The sequence below is a fragment of the Peribacillus phoenicis genome, from assembly GCF_047238085.1.
Taxonomy (GTDB): Bacteria; Bacillota; Bacilli; order Bacillales; family DSM-1321; genus Peribacillus.
Map to the genome: position 1 here is coordinate 900,347 of NZ_JBDFMF010000001.1, position 18,246 is coordinate 918,592.

Sequence of the window (18,246 nt, forward strand, 5' to 3'; positions counted from 1 at the left end):
GGCTGTTTATAAATCATGCATTTTAATTTCCAAACTGTTTTAGTAAAACGTTCATTTCAGAACTTAGTTTTAAGAATAAAGGTTTGTTTTTCTTATCCAAGGCTTCATCGATCTGTTTAGCAAGGATATTCTTTTTGGTAGTAAGGACGGCTTCCTGAATAATCATATCAATTAACATTTCCTGAACCACGGCATCGTTTTTCATTTCGCTCATTGATAAGGACTTCACTGACTCTGAATAAGATTTTTCATTTTTCAAAGTTACCACCCCTGACCCTTTTTATTATTATATGGATTTGAGTGGATAAAATCAACTGAAAATTTAAAAAATTTAAATATTAATGGAGAATGTGTCGTTTAGATGAAGAAAAAGCCACTATATAAAAGAATTTTTAATTTTTTGTGAACTTACTTTTTATGTTCAAGGGTTGTGCTATTATAGTCAGTAATTTAACATACATTTATTATCTCCATTCACTTTTCTTCGGCAATGGGGATTGGAAGGGTACAAGCAATTAAGGGTATAAGCTTTGGTAAAGTAAAAGCGGTGTTTAGCAATGAGGAAGAGGTGGATTAAAAATGAAGGAAAACAATCAGGGAATCATCGAGGAATATGAAATCACGCCACATACATTAATGGTTTCGCCAATCAATTACGGCAGTAAAATATATGCCCGTATCGTTGAAATGGAGGACGAGTTCATATCCCCGTTTAAACCTTTGGAAATAATAAAGAAAAGCTGTGAGTTCTTCGGGTCAAGTTATGAAGGACGCAAGCAAGGCACAAAACAGCTTATAAACATCACAAATAAAGCGCCTATTGCGATCGATCCGACCAGTTCGATTTTCTTCTTTCCCACTACTTCTCCGTTGCGTCCTCAATGCATCTGGTTATCACATGAGCATGTGGTATCCTATGACCGCCTGGATTCCAAACATACTACCATCACATTCAGGAATAGACAAACCATCGATATAGCAGTATCATGCAGTTCTTTCGAAAACCAGCTGCACCGGACTTCTTTTTTAAAAACGAAATTGATCCAGAGGATTGAGGAAACAAAGAGGAAATCATTCTATCTGTTCACCGAAGCAAATGGGGTCAAGGCTTCAGAGGTACTGTCAAAGTATATACCGCGTTAAACAGTCAAACCAAAGCAAGCCCTTCTTATTAAAGAAGGGCCCAGGAATTAATCTTCAAATAATTCATCCATTAGATCGTCAATTTCTTTTCTTAACTTCTCAGTGCCCTCTTTGGAAATGGTGATGGTATCACCATCGATAATCAGCATATCTCCTACTTTTGCTCCCTTTGGGAGAGCGCTTTTAGGAAAATCCTTCATGTCACCACCATCGATTTCAACGACAGCGATCTTTCCTTCGAAGCGGTCAATAATTCCTTGTACCATTTATTTCACCGTCTTTACAGTAATTTTCTGACCTGTAGAAGTAAAAATAATGTTACCTGATTTATCTGTGCGATAAGTTTTGGCCTTCACTGAATTCAACCGTTTTATAACAGTGGAAGTAGGATGCCCATAGCCATTTTTTCCTACACTGATTACAGCGTATTTCGGTTTTGTTTTGTTAATGAATGCTGAACTAGTTGATGTTTTTGCACCATGATGGCCGACTTTAAGTACATCCACACTTGGTACCAGTTTTTTAGCCAGCATATCTGTCTCTGATTTTTCTTCAGCATCACCTGTAAACAAGAATGTTTTTTTGTCGTGTTTAAGTAAAAGGACTGCACTCCAATTATTTAAGTCAGACTTGGCATATTCTTTAACAGGTGCAATGAATTTAAGGGAATTATCCTTAGCTTTAGTGTTGATTTCCACGCCAGTCTGAGCTTTTTTTATTGTAAGCTTCTTCTGCTTAACAGCAGTTAAAAAGTCTTTATATGCCTGGGTAGTATGAGAAACTTTAGGGGCATACACAGATTTTACATTAAGCGATTTAATCACATAAGCCAGACCGCCCACATGATCCGCATCTGGGTGAGTGGATACTAATGCATTAAGTGTTTTCACCTTTTGTTTTTTTAGGTAGGCTACAACTTCGTCGCCCTTTCCTTTACCGCCGCCATCAATTAAAACGTTTTCGTTACCGGTTTGAATAAGGATGGAATCTCCTTGTCCAACATTGATGAAATGTACCTTTACATTTGAGGCTGCCTCAGTTGTTTTAAGTCCAGTAAATAAAGACAAAACAAGAACAGCAACCAGTAGAATATTTATTTTTTTCATTTTTCCCCTCCAAATAATAATTTACCATGTGTAAATCGAAAAATGGGTATTTGGACATAATTTTCTTTGTGATAAAAAAATGAAGCGGGTGTCAGAATCGTGGTTAGGTAAAATGGTCCTGGGTATTTATGGGGAATTGTCGCTGGTGAAGAAGGGGAATGTACCTGAGTTTTCAATATGGAGAAGATGATATTCTACAGGCGGATGATGGAATGATTCTTTCATACGATCATTCATATCAATGTTTACTTTAGCAAAAGTCACAACCAAAAGCCCTTCTCATATGAGAAGGGCATCAGAATTAATCTTCAAATAACTCATCCATTAAATCTTAAGTTTCTTTTTTATGTTTCAGAGCCTTCTTTGAAAAACCATCGATATACAAACAGTTCCTCTTTTGCTTCCTTAGGATAGAGCATTTTTACAGTAATTTTCTAATTTGTAGAAGTTAGCTGCACACAGTTTAAGTGTAGGTATCATAAAGTTACTGGAATGTGTACAGTCTTCTTCTCTCAAATGGTTCAGAAATAGAGGGGGGGAGAATGCTGAATTCAAATCACTTCTAAAATGAAACTACCTATTAAAGTGATAAAAAAACATGCTCTCCCAATAAAAAGTGCCTTTTGGGGGACCTTTAATTGCTTCTCAAGGTAATATATATATCCAAAAATGAAAGACGTTCCTAATGTAAGAATAATGTAATCTACTTCAAAACCTAGAATTATATAGTTATATACCGGTATACTTCTAATATAACCAATAACGAATACTCCTAGTGCAATATATCCAAGTATAGAATTCATTATAAGGCTGCTCTTTTTCATAATTTCCCCCGTCTTTATTTGGACTGCACTTCACAGCACCCGTATATCATTATTTAAAGCGTATTGCCGTAAATCAATATAAGGGTACGAAGATTTATATGTATAATTTCTGTCTCTATGTAACCCTTATTATCTCTTTCAGCTAACTCTTCGGGAGGCCTGTACTTTCCGTCTTCTTTGTTATGTGTTTCTTCTGGATAAATCCCTTTAACAAAAGTTTTGAAAATGAAAATCGGTGCAATATACTGTGTTTAGACAAAATACTTTCTGCTATTCCAATTAGATCTAATAGATTGTACACCATATATTAGTGAAATGTTGCTATGATTGGATATAATTAAATATGTTTAGCAATTAATCAAGAAGCATTTACAGAGTGTAGTTCAATCAGAAAATCAAATTCACTCGATGGAATATCATTTGCTGATAAAGTTTTAAATAAAAAACATTATCAGCTTATTCTTAACCGAAACATTCCGTTACGATAATTCCTATATTGACTGATTAAGCGTAACTTTCTCATATAAGATATTGGATGATCTAAGGCTCCAAACATCCACATTCATGGACACAAACATTTACGGAGGTTGCCTGTACCCGCTAATTCCTTGAACGGTGGTTTTTTTCGAAAAAGTAATGACATAACAAGTCTTCTGTTTTGTTGCGAAGGCGGGGATTGAAATAATTATGATGTTCCTCGTATCCTTTATATAAAAAACAATACATCGTGAAGGATTCATCGCGTTTGATTTCACTAACCTTAATATTCTCCTTGCGCAAATAGCGCCGTACCTCGGCAAGTTCGTCTTGAACCACTTTTAAAATATGTTCGACTAGCTCCGAATAGGGCCTTTTTAATTTAAACGGACTAATTTCGATGACCTTGAGATCCCGGTTTAAGACTGTAATAACCATAGGGAGGTAGATGGCTTTTTCAATCATATTTCGGTCATCTTCTGGAATGCGGGTCATCATGACCGCCCCTTTCTAAAATAGCGCGTTTTTAATAATAGTATGTATATTCCGTAAAATAAGAACGTGTGTTCTATTTTTATCCTAATGTATTTTCAGTGTATTTGCAAGCAGTTTTGATAAATCAAGAAATATTCGTTAACAAGATTATGTTTTCCGGAGATAGGGAAAGTATGAAGATATATGGATAATAATTCTTGCAATTTCAGGGGAAAGTGATATATCTAAAATAAACAGTTTTTAATAAGTTTATGCTGCAATGATGGCAGCATGTCGAGGGAGATAATTATGGATTTGGATACTATACGTGAGTGGTTTACACTTGATCATATATCGGCACTTATTCAGCAATATCGCTCATTCGGTCCAATTCCTGGGATCTTGCTGCCGATGCTGGAAGCTTTTTTGCCTTTTTTGCCCTTAGTGGTGTTCGTGCTTGCTAATGCAACGGCTTTTGGTCTCTGGTGGGGATTTTTATTTTCTTGGATTGGTGCGGTAGCAGGGTCTTTTTTGATCTTTTGGATTATTAGAAGATATGGTCAAATGAGGTTTTTCCGATTTTTGCAAAAGCATAAACAGGTGCAGAGGCTGATGGTTTGGGTTGAGAGCCATGGATTCGGTCCTTTGTTCATATTACTCTGCTTCCCTTTTACACCTTCGGCTATCGTTAATATCGTGGCAGGACTTTCAAAAGTCAGTATGCTGCAATATGGACTTGCAGTAGTGGGTGGGAAAGCGGTGATGATTTTTACGATTAGCTTCGTAGGTTACGATTTAGTATCATTGATTCATAAACCTGTGCGAACGATCATTATCGGAATCGTCATCTTTATCCTATGGTATGTAGGTAAAAGACTGGAAGTCAGGTTAAATAAAAGCATGAAGAGAGAAGAAGGACAATAAATTAATATATAAATGCAGTAGGGGTTGAACTAGATGGAAAAAACAAACAAGAATTCTTTATCCGATTGGATAAAACCAGCGATGATAGCTTTTGTTATTTACATCTTAATCCGTACATTTCTCTTTTCAAGCTATGATGTTGAAGGGAAGTCGATGCAGCCGACCCTTGAAGATGGAAATAAACTTGTCGTGAATAAAATCAATTACCAGATTCATGATATCAACCGTTTTGACATTATTGTTTTTCATGCGAATTCACAAGAAGATTATGTTAAGCGAGTTATAGGGATTGCAGGTGACCGAATTCGTTATAAAGATGATTGGCTTTACGTAAATGGTGAGAAAGTGGATGAGCCTTATCTTGAGAAATTCAAGGAAGGTTTCCCAGAACAGGATTTTACGGGTGATTTTACATTAAAAGAATTGACGGACATGACCAAAGTTCCGGAGGGCAAGCTTTTTGTCATGGGTGATAACCGTCTTGAAAGTGCTGACAGCCGTCACTTTGGTTATATACCGGTTGAAAATGTTGTCGGTAAAGTGGATGTTCGATATTGGCCGGTCAATGATTTCAATTTTAAATTTACAGGTGAATGATTGTGGAAGCCCAAAAATTATGTGGGCTTTTTCTTTTGGGGGAAAAATGCGAACGTACGATTGGTGTTTTTTGAAGGGAAACGGTAAAATAATAGAAAGTAAATCTAATTGGAAACAGAAACCTAGTCATAGAGACGAAAGTATTTCTGGTATGATGGGTCTAGATATTATGTTGTAAGGGGGAAAAAGAGATGTCACTCCGTTTTTTACTGGGAAGATCGGGTGCAGGGAAAACTTCGAATATATTGGACGAAATCCGCTCCAAATTGGCAGAAGATCCCGAAGGAAATCCAATTATCTACCTCGTTCCTGATCAGATGACGTTTCTATCTGAATATAAACTAATTAAAACACCAGGCCTTGCCGGAATGATCCGGACACAGGTTTTCAGTTTTAGCAGGCTTGCATGGCGAGTCCTTCAGGAAACCGGGGGGATGAGCCGGCTGCATTTGGACAGTGTCGGCGTCAATATGTTGATACGGAAGATCATGGATGATAAAAAGGAAGAGTTAAAGATGTTTCGTCGATCTGCTGATAAGCAGGGGTTCATTGCACAGATGGAGCTAATGCTGGCTGAATTCAAGCAGTATTGCATCCAGCCTGATGACATTCAAAACTATTTGGCAGAAACCTCACAGGCCGGCAGCGGCATTCAGGATAAACTGCATGATCTTGAATTGGTCTATCAGGCTTTTGAGGATGAAATGGTCAACAAATATTTAGACTCCGAAGACTACTTCACTTTGCTGATCGAGAAAATGCCAGAGTCTTCATATATAAGGAATGCGGATATATACATCGATGGTTTTTATAGCTTAACTCCACAGGAATTATTGATTGTGGAAGAAATGATGAAGTTGTGCAGGAGTGTAACGATCTCACTGACGTTAGATCAGCCCTACAGGCAATATGCACCGGATGATTTGCAGCTGTTCAGGCAAACGGGAAATCTTTATCATCACCTTTATCAGGCTGGATTGAGGAATGGCATACCGATTTCAGAAGATCGAATCTTAAAAGGGACGGAAAGGTTTGGAAAGAGTCCAGGGCTGAATCATCTGGAAACTTATTTTGCCATTCGTCCTGCACAAACGTTTGAGCAGTCACCTGATGTAACGATCGCCCAGGCAGTTAACCGCAGAGCTGAGATTGAGGGAGTTGCCCGGGACATCTTGTCGCTGGTCAGACAGAAACAGCACCGCTTCCGTGATATTGCGATTTTAGTCCGTAATGGGGAAGCATACGCAGATATTTTACAAACCGTTTTTCGGGATTATCAAATACCCTTGTTCGTCGATTCCAAACGGACGATGCTGAATCATCCTCTGATTGAACTGATTCGTTCCACTTTGGAGATCATCAATGGCTATTGGCGTTATGAGCCGGTATTTCGTGCAATCAAGACGGAGCTTCTATTTCCGCTGCAAAAAAATCACGATAGGATGCGCGAACAGGTAGATAAGCTGGAGAACTATGTGCTGGCCCGCGGCATTAAAGGAAGCAGGTGGACGTCCAAAGATCGTTGGACCTACAGGCGATTCCGCGGCCTGGAACTCGAGGACCGGAACCAAACGGATAAGGAAATGAAGCTTGAGCAAGAGTTGAATGAGATGAAGCAATTATTTACCGAGCCCATCTTGAAGCTCTCAAAACGTGTTAAAAAAGCTGCTAATGGCAGGGAATTGTGTGAAGCCCTTTATCTATATCTTGAAGAATTGCATGTACCTGAAAAATTGGAAAAGCTGAAACTGGAGGCAGAAGAAGCAGGTGATTTGGTATCGGCAAGAGAGCATGAGCAAACTTGGAATGCGGTTGTCGACCTATTGGACCAATTCGTTGAACTGCTGAGCGGGGAAGAGCTTTCCATGAAACAGTTTGCGGTAATCATTGAAGCTGGTCTGGAATCTCTTGAATTTTCTTTGGTACCGCCGGCAATTGACCAAGTATTGGTCGCCAGCCTAGATTTATCCCGCCTGGATGATGTGAAGACAGCTTTTGTTATCGGCCTGAACGAAGGGGTTCTGCCAGGAAAAGCTGTATCTGACGGAATATTTTCAGATAGTGATCGTGATGTGCTGCTGGCTGGTGGACTTGATGTTGCCCCAAGTTCAAAAGTGCGCCTGCTGGATGAGGAGTTTACAGCGTACAAAGCATTCACTACGCCTGCTGAGGCCCTTTATCTATCATATCCGCTTGCCGATGAGGAAGGAAAGGCACTTTTACCCTCATCCTATTTAAAACGGGTAAGGGACGTATTGCCTAACGTTTCCGAAGTGTATTATATGAACGATCCGTCCGATCTGCCTGATGAGGAACAGGTGAAATATGCTGCGAATCATGATGTGGCCCTATCGTACCTGGCTGCCCAATTGCAGTTGAAAAAAAGGAACTATCCAATCCATTCACTATGGTGGGATGTATATAATGCCATTATTGATGATGAAAAGGCCGGTCCTTCAGCAACTAAGGTTTTATCGAGCCTTTTTTATCAAAATAGGACAAAGAAATTATCTGAGGAAACAAGTAAGCAATTATACGGTGAGAGCATTCTTACGAGTGTATCCAGGATGGAAATGTTCAATAGCTGCCCGTTTTCCCATTATGCCGCTCATGGCTTGAAATTGAGGGAACGGCAAATTTTCCGTTTGGATGCGCCGGATATAGGCGAGATGTTCCATGGAGCGTTGAAAATGATTTCCGATTACTTAAAGGAACATGATATTCCTTGGTCTACATTGACTTCGGAACAATGCTTGGAGCTGGCCAGAATTGCCGTGGAGAGACTTGCTCCTAAACTCCAAAATCAGATTTTGTTAAGTACGAATCGCCATCACTATTTACGCAGGAAACTGGAACACGTGATTGGACGGGCCTCGATCGTATTAAGTGAACATGCAAAGGTGAGCGGTTTTGCCCCAATCGGATTAGAACTCGGATTCGGAAAAAATGGCGAGCTGCCGCCACTTTCTTTCACATTGAAAAACGGTACGAAGATGGAATTGATCGGGCGGATCGACCGCGTGGATAAAGCGGAAGAAGATGAGGGTGTCTATTTGCGTGTGCTCGATTATAAGTCGAGTGAAAAGGAACTGAACATGAGTGAAGTATATTATGGACTCGCGCTGCAGATGTTGACATACCTTGATATCGTCGTCACCCATTCCAAGTCGCTTATTGGAAAAGAAGCGATCCCTGCCGGGGTTTTATATTTTCATGTGCATAATCCTGTTGTCAAATCAAAGGGAATGCTCAGCTTGGATAAAATTGAAGAAGAAATTTATAAAAGCTTTAAAATGAATGGACTTGTACTGGATCATTCAAATGTCATTCAAATGATGGATACCTCACTTGATATTGAAAATCCTGGTAAGTCGGATATCATTCCAGCTGGATTTAAAAAGGACGGATCGCTCCTTGCGGCTTCCAAAGTTGCAAGCAGGGAAGAGTTTTCGCTTCTGAATCATCATGTGCGCCGTATTTATCAGGAGGCTGGTGATCGAATGGTCGATGGTGATGTCGATATAACGCCATACAAACTAAAGGAAAAAACGCCGTGTACCTTCTGTTCCTTTAAATCTGTATGCCAATTCGACCAGTCACTGGAGGAGAACCAATTCAGGAATTTGGCACAGAAAAAACAAAATGATGTTCTTAAGCTATTAAGGGGGGAGGGTGAGAGCGATGAGTAAAACGAAAATTCCTGCTCTGCCAGGAGACGTGACTTGGACGGAAGATCAATGGAAGGCGATATGGGCTAAAGATCAGGACATTCTGGTTGCGGCCGCAGCAGGCTCAGGGAAAACAGCGGTGCTGGTCAACCGGATCATTCAAAAAGTCATTTCAGAAGAAGATCCAATCGATGTTGATGAACTGCTTGTCGTTACATTCACCAATGCCTCAGCTGCCGAGATGCGTCATCGGATAAGTGAGGCATTAGAAAAAGCGATCAATGATAATCCGCATTCACAGCATTTGCGTAAGCAGTTGAGCTTGATTAATCGTGCTTCGATTTCCACGCTTCATTCCTTTTGTTTAGAGGTAATCAGGAAGTATTATTATCTGACGGATATCGACCCGGGCTTCCGGATTGCAGATTCTACGGAGATCCAATTGCTTCGTGATGAAGTGATGGAAGAGCTTTTCGAGGAGCAGTATGGGCAAAGTGATAATGAAGAGTTCTTTAATTTGGTTGATGCTTTCACTAGCGATCGAAACGATGATGCACTTCAGAATATCGTTCGATCGCTGCATGATTTTTCACAATCGAATCCAGACCCGGACCGATGGCTTGATGGTGCCGCCAGCATGTATGAGCTGGCAGATGATGATGGGATTGATGATCTTTCGTTTATCGATTCATTGAAGTTCGATATCGGTTTACAATTGGACACCTCCAGGGATTTATTGGAACGCTCGCTTGCGTTGACAAAAATCCCTGGGGGGCCGGCACCAAGGGCTGAAAACTATATAGCCGATCTTGCCATGGTTGCTAAACTTTCAGAGTTGAAGGACCAATCCTGGAATGCTCTTTATGAAGAAATCCAAAACGTGAAATTTGGGACGGCAAAACGCCTTTCTGGTGCGGAGTTTATCAAAGAAATTACGGATGAGGCTACCAAGTACCGTGATAAGGCGAAGAAAATCATCAAATCGTTACAGGAAGAGTTATTTACCCGTAAACCGGAAAGCTACTTGAGGGATATAAGGGAGCTCAAGGGATATGTCGATACACTTGTAATGCTTGTTAAACGGTTTGACGAAAGATTCTTTGCTGCAAAAGCAGAAAAGAACTTGGTGGATTTCGCCGATTTGGAACATTATTGTCTTCAAATTTTGACAGGGGAAACGATGGATGGTGAACGAAAACCTTCAGCGGCAGCCATTGAATACAGGAACCAGTTCAAAGAGGTGCTAGTGGATGAGTACCAGGATACTAACCTGGTTCAGGAATCCATTTTAAAACTTGTGACGGCAGACGGCGAATATGATGGGAATCTTTTCATGGTAGGCGATGTCAAGCAGTCCATTTACCGGTTCAGGCTTGCGGAACCGAATCTCTTCCTTGGAAAATACACACGTTTTACCCATGATGGTGTTGATTCCGGACTGAAAATTGATTTAAACCGCAATTTCCGGAGCCGAAAAGAAGTTCTCGATGGGACCAATTTCTTGTTTCAACAGTTGATGGGCATTACTGTCGGTGAGATTGATTATGATGAAGATGCCCAATTGAAAAAAGGCGCCCCATATCCCGAAGACGATCCAAACCCAATCGAACTCCATTTAATTGACGGAACAGCCGATCCGGAAGCACATTCGGAAACGGAAGGATCGGATGGCGGGTTTGAGGCCGAGGAGCTTGAAAAAGCGCAGCTCGAAGCAAGGCAGATGGCAAAGCTCATTAAAAAGGCTATAAGCGAAAAGCATAGGATATATGATACGAAAACCAAAAAGTACCGATCTGCCACCTATCGGGACATGGTCATTCTTCTTCGTTCGATGCCATGGGCACCGCAAATCATGGAGGAATTTAAAAAACAAGGGATTCCAGTCTATGCCAATTTATCGACAGGGTATTTTGAAGCGACCGAAGTGGCCATCATGATTTCCCTATTGAAGGTGATTGATAATCCGCAACAGGATATCCCATTGGCATCCGTTCTCCGTTCACCCATCGTCGGACTGGATGAAGAAGAGATGTCACAGGTGCGTTTATTCCATACAGGGAGCTACTACGAAGCGCTAGCTGATTTTTACAGAAAGAGTGACCCGGAAGAACATCCGGGGCTTTATGAAAAGGCTACTGCTTTTTATAAAAAACTAGTGAAGTGGAGGAAGATTGCCAGGCAGGAGGCATTATCAGATTTGATCTGGCTGCTATACCGCGAAACGCAGTTTTATGATTTTGCAGGTGGGATGCCGGGCGGCAAACAGCGTCAGGCCAATTTAAGAGCGCTGTATGACAGGGCAAGGCAATATGAAGCAAGTTCATTCCGCGGTCTGTTCCGTTTCTTGCGTTTCATAGAAAGGATGCAAGAACGCGGAGATGATTTAGGGGCAGCTCGTGCTTTAGGGGAACAGGAAGATGTAGTCCGGCTGATGACGATTCACTCGTCAAAGGGGCTTGAGTTCCCGATCGTGTTCATTGCCGGTCTTTCCAAGCAATTCAATATGATGGATTTACGCAAGCCCTATTTACTGGATAAGGATTATGGCTTTGCGGCAAAGTATGTTAATTCCGAATTACGGATAACTTATCCATCCCTCCCTCAATTGGCTTTTAAGAAAAAAAAGCAGCTTGAATTAATTGCCGAGGAGATGCGTGTCCTCTACGTGGCTCTAACGAGGGCTAAGGAAAAGCTTTATTTGATTGCCAGTATCAATGATGCAGAAAAAACGCAGCAGAACTGGGAAAGTAATGCGGCACATGGAGATTGGCTATTGAAGGACTATGTACGGGCAGGTGCAAAAAGTTATCTTGATTGGATTGGTCCATCCCTTGTCCGCCATCGGGATTCTCTTGGGGCTGCAGGTCTTGGCTTGGAAATGGAATCACACCCATCGAATTGGTCCATTTCCGTCATTCCAAGTGAAGAGCTTGCTGTTCTGGATGAGGAAGAGGCACTGGTTCAAGAGCAAATGCTTGAACATGTCCAGAAATCGGAGAAGGTCGGTATCGTTTCCGAGTTTTATGATGATATCAAGGAACAGCTTGAGTGGGAGTACCCCGAGCATGAGGCGACGGTGTATCGTTCCAAGCAATCCGTTTCTGAACTAAAACGTCAATATGAACTAAAGGACGAGCAAAGCTCCACAGAGCTATTGCGTAAATTTAAGCGGCCTATCACGAAGCGGCCGACTTTCATGCAAGAAAAGTCACTGACTCCTGCTGAAAGGGGTACGATTACACATTTAGTCATGCAGCATATTGATTTATCTAAAGAGATTACCATTCAGTCAATTCAGGAACTGATGGTTGACTTGATTCAACGTGAGCTGTTGACGGAGGAACAGAAAGAAGCTGTGGACCCTGAGACGATCGTCGATTTCTTTGACAGTGAAATCGGACAAAGAATGCTAGAGGCCGTGAACCTTCGCCGTGAAGTGCCATTTACGATGTCGCTGCCTGCAAAGGAAGCTTACAGCGATTGGGCAGCTGGAGATGAAGAGATACTAATCCAAGGTGTTATTGATTGTATCTTTGAGGATGAACAAGGTCTTGTGCTTCTCGATTATAAAACGGATACAATCACCGGACGTTTTGCCAACGGGTATGAAGGGGCTAAAGAGATTCTTGCCGATCGATACCGGATGCAGCTTCAGCTTTATACGCGGGCTGTTGAAGGGATCATGAATAAGAAGGTAACCGGCCGTTACTTGTTTTTCTTTGACGGCTCGCATTTATTGGAAGTAAAAGAGTGAGGGAGTGTCCCATTGATGTGGGACGCTTCTTTTTGATTGAATAAACGGAATAGTTTGAAAAGATATAAATGCTTACTATATACTAGTGGAGAAAAATACCTTTTTAAAGGAGTAGAGAAGAGTATGACGAGTGAGATCAAGAGCAAGGGATATTTTGGTGAGTTCGGCGGAAGCTTTGTACCGGGTGAACTTCAGGAAGTTATGGATATTTTAGAAACGGAATTCCTGAAATATAAGGATGACCCGGAATTCATTGAGGAGTTTCAATATTATCTGAAAGAATATGTCGGACGCGAAAACCCGTTAACACTTGCAAAGAATTTAACGAAAAAGGTTGGCGGGGCAAAAATATACTTGAAGCGTGAAGACCTGAATCATACAGGTGCTCACAAAATTAATAATGCGATCGGACAAATCCTGCTCGCTAAACGGATGGGTGCTAAACGCATCATCGCAGAAACTGGCGCTGGACAGCATGGTGTGGCGACTGCGACTGCATGTGCGATGTTTGGCATGGAGTGTGTGATTTATATGGGTAAGCTGGATACGGAGAGGCAAGCATTGAATGTCTTTCGGATGGAATTGCTGGGGGCAAAAGTCGTAGCGGTCGAAAAGGGACAGGGTCGATTGAAGGATGCCGTTGATGAGGCATTGAATGATTTGGTGCAAAACTATGAAAATACTTTTTACTTGCTTGGTTCAGCAGTGGGACCACACCCATATCCAACGATCGTTAAACATTTCCAATCAATCATAAGTGAAGAATCGAAGCGCCAGATCCTTGAAAAGGAAGGAAAACTGCCAACTGCCATCATTGCTTGTGCAGGAGGGGGAAGTAATGCGATCGGTGCTTTTGCTCATTATATTGATGAAGACAATGTCCGTTTAATTGGCGTAGAGCCAATTGAAGCCCCAAGTATTTCGCAAGGTGTACCAGCAGTATTGCACGGATTCAAAAGTTTGACGTTAGTGGACGAACAAGGGGAACCAAAACCGACATTCTCCATAGCTGCCGGTTTGGATTACCCGAGCGTGGGACCCGAGCATAGTTTTTTGAAAGAAAGCGGACGAGCGGAGTATGTGACGGTAAAAGGGGAAGAAGCTCTTGAAGCTTTTCAGGTATTATCCAAAACAGAGGGCATCATTCCGGCTCTCGAAAGCTCACATGCTCTAGCTCACGCCATGAAGCTCGCAAAAGAGTTAACAAGAGATGATATACTGATCGTTAATTTATCAGGCAGGGGAGACAAAGATGTTGAGCAAGTATTTAACATGTTAGAGAAATAAGCCGAATTTAAAAGCCTCCTGGAAATGGGAGGCTTTTTCTATGACTAATTATTCCCTGTAATGGGTTGGTCGACCCCATTGACATCAAGGACGTTGCTTCCATTCAGGCCATTGGCCGTAAAAACGATTGCAGCCGTGTTCCCTGAGCCAGATCCGCTAACGGATTTGGAGGAAGACTTAGGGGAAATGACGGCGCAATCACCGAATAACAGATTTCCTTCCGCGACATTAAATATTTGAATTGGGCCGATAATGGCGGGCATATGAACCCCTCCTTTTAAAATTTAAGTGTTGTTGGTTGAATCATCGATTGGTGTCTCTTCGGGTTTTTTAGGAACCTCCCGAATATGCTTCACTCTTGATTCCATACGTGCATGGCCTACGTTCCCCACACCAACGACAGATGAGGCTGATATCCCGATTATATTGATATTGCCGACCCGTATGAAGGGATTAGGATTTGAAAAACTTGATATGACTGGTTCATTCAATCTCGGGATATAAAGTGGTTTCTTAAAAATGTCATAGTTCTCGAAATGAATATCCGCTGAATCGAAAGTTTCACTTTTCTTCTGAACGGCTATAGCCAGGGCATTTCCATCTATATATGAAGTATCCCCAATTTGCAGGGTGGAGCTGAATGATACCGTGTCGGATAATAAAGATTTTACTTTTGATATTCTAGAAAACATGTTATTTATCCTTCTGGAGAAAGAGGCACGAATGGCCCGATGATAAGGGATTCCGGCGGGGTATCGAATGCGGAAGATAATTGGACCGTTTGTACATCCCCTATGAGAAATAAAGCAGAGCTTGCTACACCGGTAATTTTTATATCACCTACACAAAGCTGGTGATTGGTTACATTAAACTCCATTTGGATTTCCTCCTGTCTCGGCTTGTGAATGGGTAATGAATTGGAATAATGCAGTTTGAATATCGGATTTCACCTTTTCCCTGATCTTTTCCTTGATATTATCCCGTTGCTGCGGTGTACGTTCGGCGTAAGAAAGATTATCGAAATACATATTGATTCGTTGATGAAGCTGGCGCTCGACGTCTTGCTTAATGAAGTCATGATAAGAGGGTTCCAATGATATTTTCAGCTGGGTTTCCGCATCGTTGATCATATTTTCCAAGTCTGAAAGTATATCGTTGTGAATTTCCTGGACGACGATTTCCCTGCCTGGAAATAGGTTAGGTGCTGGTTGGATGGGTTGGTTGTTGACGGCAAATTCATCAATGTTGTTAAGGTCAGTTGGATTTAAACCGATATTCAATGTTCCATCTAAAGATTCGACCTTTAACTGATCGAATTTATATTCAATTTTATCCACATGGATTGGTGGTTTATTTTTCAGCTCGGCAATTTCATCTGTCAGGCGTTTGAGTTCGTGTTCAAGTTTCATGATCCGTTTATCCTGGGCTTCAAGGAAACGCTGCATTTGTATGGAATATGAATAGAGATCCTGATTCACGATTCAACACCCCACCTTCACAATAAGTTAATCTCATATAAGACAGTATATGAAAAAGTTGGAGGTAGGTGAATGCCTATGAACTAGGAGGGTGTAAACGGGACGAAACTGGTTAATGGGATTACATCGGCTTCAATTGCGGGAGCAGGCTCAGTGAATCCACCGGTATTGGCCAATGTGGAATATGGTTTGATCACCCCGGCACTTCCTATTTGAAAAACGGATGAATTGGCGATGCTTTCAATTTTTATCATATTGATTTGTATGGTCTGGTGAATATTGAAGATCATGCTGACTCCTTTCTTAAAACATTAGAGATTTAAGAACCAGTGGCTGATCAACACCATCTGTATCATTTGTATTCGTGGTGCTATAGGCATTATAAAGGGATATGGATTCACCCGTATTAAACGAGCCAGCACCTGCAAACGTTTTTGAGGTGGAATAGGGACTAATTTTAAAGACGTCACCAATATGGACAATTCCACTGCTACCGACGTTGATGACTTGAACGACTCCTACGATGGCCGGCAAGAAAATCACCCTTTTTTTATTCTGGTTTTCCCCTGAATCTCAGGCCATGAGCCTATCACTGAAGGGAGTTTCAATGTATTGTATGTTGACTGATGATTGATGTGATTCATCTGCCTATCAATATATTGTTATATAACACTGATGGATATTATTGAAATGTTATAAACAGATATGGTAATATAATACTAATTCAGAATTTTCAAATAAAACTAGAGGTGAGGATATGAATGTTCCATTAGTATTATCGCATTTCTTAGATCGAGCAGCCTTACTATATGGCGATAAGAAAGCCATCATTGGAGATGACAAGGTATTAACCTACGCAGAATTGAACGGCCGTGTAAACCAGCTTTCAAATGGTTTAAGGGATCTTGGAGTCAAAAAGGGTGATAAGGTGGCATATTTGGCACCTAACTCAATTGAAATGCTTGAAGGCTTTTATGGGGTATTTCAGCTTGGGGCAGTAATCGTTCCCTTGAATATCCGCTTGAAGCCTGCCGACTATGTATTCATTTTGAACCATAGCGAGTCAAAGGTCCTTTTCGTAGATCAGGAATTGTATCACCTTATTTCCCCTGTCAAGGATGAATTGGAATCGGTGGAGCACATAATTGTTCATTATAAAGATGAAGAGATAAATGAAATCGATTACAACCATTGGCTGGAATGTTATGATGACAAGTGCTTTAACCGGGAGACCGTGGATGAAAATGATGTTTCGAGCCTCCTTTATACTAGCGGGACCACAGGGAATCCTAAAGGGGTGATGCTGACTCACCGCAACAACTACTTACATGCCCTGGGTGCGATGCATCATTTCAGGGTCAATGACCGCGATACATATTTGCATGTACTGCCGATGTTCCACGTGAATGGGTGGGGTGCCCCATTTTATTATACGGCAAATGGTGCCACTCAAGTTTGTTTGAGGAAAACCAGCCCTGAAACGATATTTGATGCATTACAAAAGCATAAGGTTTCCATCATGCATATGGCACCAACGGTTCTGAATTCTTTGTTTCAATATTATGAACGGAATGTTCCGAATCTCGAGCAGGATATTCGAATCGTTGTTGCGGGTTCCGCTCCGCCTCCTGCATTCGTTACAAGGGTGGAAAAAGAGTTAGGCTGGGAATTCATTCAAATTTACGGAATGACTGAATCGACACCGGTTAGTCTGATATCGCTGATTCGTTCTGAATTCGACGATCTTTCGGAAAAAGAAAAATACAGAATGAAGGCGAAAGCTGGGTATCCCATCATAGGCAGTGAGGTAAAGGTCATCCATGACAATGGTGAGGAAGTGGCCCATGATGGCATGGATATCGGGGAGCTCATCGTCCGCAGTCATGGAGTGATGTTAGGTTATTGGAAAAATGAAGAAGCGACCAGCCAGACATTGAGAGATGGATGGCTGCATACAGGGGATATGGCCACCATCGATGAAAATGGCAATGTGGATATCGTTGACCGCAAAAAGGATATCATCATTAGTGGCGGAGAAAATATCTCTTCCATAGAAGTGGAAGGAGTGCTCTACGAACATTCGGACATTCTTGAAGCGGCAGTCATTGCCGTTCCCCATGAAAAGTGGGGAGAGACGCCGCATGCCTTCATTGTGCCAAAAAGGGGCGTGGATTTAACGGAGGATGATATAAAGGCCTTCACACGGGAAAAACTAGCTCACTTCAAATCAGTTACCAGTGTGTCGTTCGTCGATGAGCTTCCGAAAACGGCATCGGGGAAAATACAAAAAATCCATCTCCGTAATGATTACTGGGAATCTAAGGGGAAAACAGGCAGATTCGTCAATTGAAGCTCGCTAACGCTGTTCAGAAATGATCAGCGTTTTTTTCTGTTTGCCCGTTCGATGGGATTCATATTAAGCTATGAAGATATCGGATAAATGAAGATTGCGGGGGCGATATTTTTGCATTCGTAAATAAGCCGCAGTAACTCATGCCATTGTTGGATAAGGAT

The 18,246-nt window shown here is 41.4% G+C and carries 17 protein-coding genes; 7 read left to right on the top strand and 10 right to left on the bottom strand.

The window, feature by feature from the left end; translation table 11 throughout:
* Positions 1–22: 22 nt before the first annotated feature.
* Complete coding sequence (locus ABC374_RS04520; protein ID WP_137017118.1) at positions 23–259, bottom strand: IDEAL domain-containing protein; 237 nt, start codon at positions 257–259, stop codon at positions 23–25.
* Between the two features lie 320 nt (positions 260–579).
* Between ABC374_RS04520 and ABC374_RS04525 the strand changes: the two genes are divergently transcribed.
* Complete coding sequence (locus ABC374_RS04525) at positions 580–1,143, top strand: competence protein ComK (protein ID WP_413016196.1); 564 nt, start codon at positions 580–582, stop codon at positions 1,141–1,143.
* Between the two features lie 47 nt (positions 1,144–1,190).
* On the opposite strand, the gene ABC374_RS04530 is transcribed toward ABC374_RS04525, so the two are convergent.
* From ABC374_RS04530 to ABC374_RS04540, 3 genes are all read right to left on the bottom strand, one after another.
* Entirely contained in the window at positions 1,191–1,409 is a 219-nt protein-coding gene (locus tag ABC374_RS04530) for a DUF3006 domain-containing protein (protein ID WP_057275817.1), read from the bottom strand.
* Complete coding sequence (locus ABC374_RS04535) at positions 1,410–2,249, bottom strand: ComEC/Rec2 family competence protein (RefSeq protein WP_350301699.1); 840 nt, start codon at positions 2,247–2,249, stop codon at positions 1,410–1,412.
* A 1,424-nt stretch (positions 2,250–3,673) separates the two neighbouring features.
* Entirely contained in the window at positions 3,674–4,045 is a 372-nt protein-coding gene (locus tag ABC374_RS04540) for a YhjD family protein (RefSeq protein WP_350302809.1), read from the bottom strand.
* 288 nt (positions 4,046–4,333) lie between these two features.
* Here ABC374_RS04540 and ABC374_RS04545 point away from each other — a divergent pair, with 288 nt between their 5' ends.
* The 5 genes from ABC374_RS04545 to trpB all read left to right on the top strand — a co-directional run bounded on the left by ABC374_RS04545 (position 4,334) and on the right by trpB (position 14,254).
* A complete protein-coding gene (locus ABC374_RS04545; protein WP_350301700.1) occupies positions 4,334–4,948 on the top strand; it encodes a TVP38/TMEM64 family protein in 615 nt (204 codons plus the stop codon).
* Positions 4,949–4,981: 33 nt separating this feature from the next.
* On the top strand, positions 4,982–5,545 hold the full coding sequence (gene lepB, locus ABC374_RS04550) for a signal peptidase I (RefSeq protein WP_350301701.1): 564 nt from the start codon (positions 4,982–4,984) through the stop codon (positions 5,543–5,545).
* 191 nt (positions 5,546–5,736) lie between these two features.
* Entirely contained in the window at positions 5,737–9,234 is a 3,498-nt protein-coding gene (gene addB / locus ABC374_RS04555; protein WP_413016199.1) for a helicase-exonuclease AddAB subunit AddB, read from the top strand.
* Positions 9,227–12,967: a helicase-exonuclease AddAB subunit AddA gene (gene addA / locus ABC374_RS04560; RefSeq protein WP_413016201.1), complete on the top strand. Its 3,741-nt coding sequence runs from the start codon at positions 9,227–9,229 to the stop codon at positions 12,965–12,967. The genes addB and addA overlap by 8 nt, the downstream gene beginning before the upstream one ends.
* Before the next feature lie 123 nt (positions 12,968–13,090).
* Positions 13,091–14,254 carry a tryptophan synthase subunit beta gene (gene trpB / locus ABC374_RS04565; protein WP_413016203.1) on the top strand — a complete coding sequence of 388 codons (1,164 nt, stop codon included), beginning with the start codon at positions 13,091–13,093 and terminating at the stop codon, positions 14,252–14,254.
* Positions 14,255–14,298: 44 nt separating this feature from the next.
* On the opposite strand, the gene ABC374_RS04570 is transcribed toward trpB, so the two are convergent.
* The 6 genes from ABC374_RS04570 to ABC374_RS04595 form a co-directional block, all read right to left on the bottom strand.
* A complete protein-coding gene (locus ABC374_RS04570) occupies positions 14,299–14,517 on the bottom strand; it encodes a spore germination protein (RefSeq protein WP_413016205.1) in 219 nt (72 codons plus the stop codon).
* 21 nt (positions 14,518–14,538) lie between these two features.
* On the bottom strand, positions 14,539–14,946 hold the full coding sequence (locus ABC374_RS04575) for a spore germination protein GerPE (protein WP_413016207.1): 408 nt from the start codon (positions 14,944–14,946) through the stop codon (positions 14,539–14,541).
* A 5-nt stretch (positions 14,947–14,951) separates the two neighbouring features.
* The gene (locus ABC374_RS04580; RefSeq protein ID WP_034314611.1) at positions 14,952–15,131 is read right to left on the bottom strand and encodes a hypothetical protein; all 180 of its coding nucleotides are present in this window, start codon (positions 15,129–15,131) and stop codon (positions 14,952–14,954) included.
* Complete coding sequence (gene gerPC, locus ABC374_RS04585) at positions 15,121–15,732, bottom strand: spore germination protein GerPC (RefSeq protein ID WP_413016209.1); 612 nt, start codon at positions 15,730–15,732, stop codon at positions 15,121–15,123. Before gerPC ends, ABC374_RS04580 begins: the two co-directional genes overlap by 11 nt.
* A gap of 83 nt (positions 15,733–15,815) precedes the next feature.
* A complete protein-coding gene (locus ABC374_RS04590) occupies positions 15,816–16,022 on the bottom strand; it encodes a spore germination protein GerPB (protein ID WP_350301707.1) in 207 nt (68 codons plus the stop codon).
* Between the two features lie 13 nt (positions 16,023–16,035).
* On the bottom strand, positions 16,036–16,266 hold the full coding sequence (locus ABC374_RS04595; RefSeq protein ID WP_413016211.1) for a spore germination protein: 231 nt from the start codon (positions 16,264–16,266) through the stop codon (positions 16,036–16,038).
* A gap of 223 nt (positions 16,267–16,489) precedes the next feature.
* Here ABC374_RS04595 and ABC374_RS04600 point away from each other — a divergent pair, with 223 nt between their 5' ends.
* A complete protein-coding gene (locus ABC374_RS04600) occupies positions 16,490–18,082 on the top strand; it encodes a long-chain-fatty-acid--CoA ligase (protein ID WP_413016213.1) in 1,593 nt (530 codons plus the stop codon).
* Positions 18,083–18,246 lie beyond the last annotated feature (164 nt).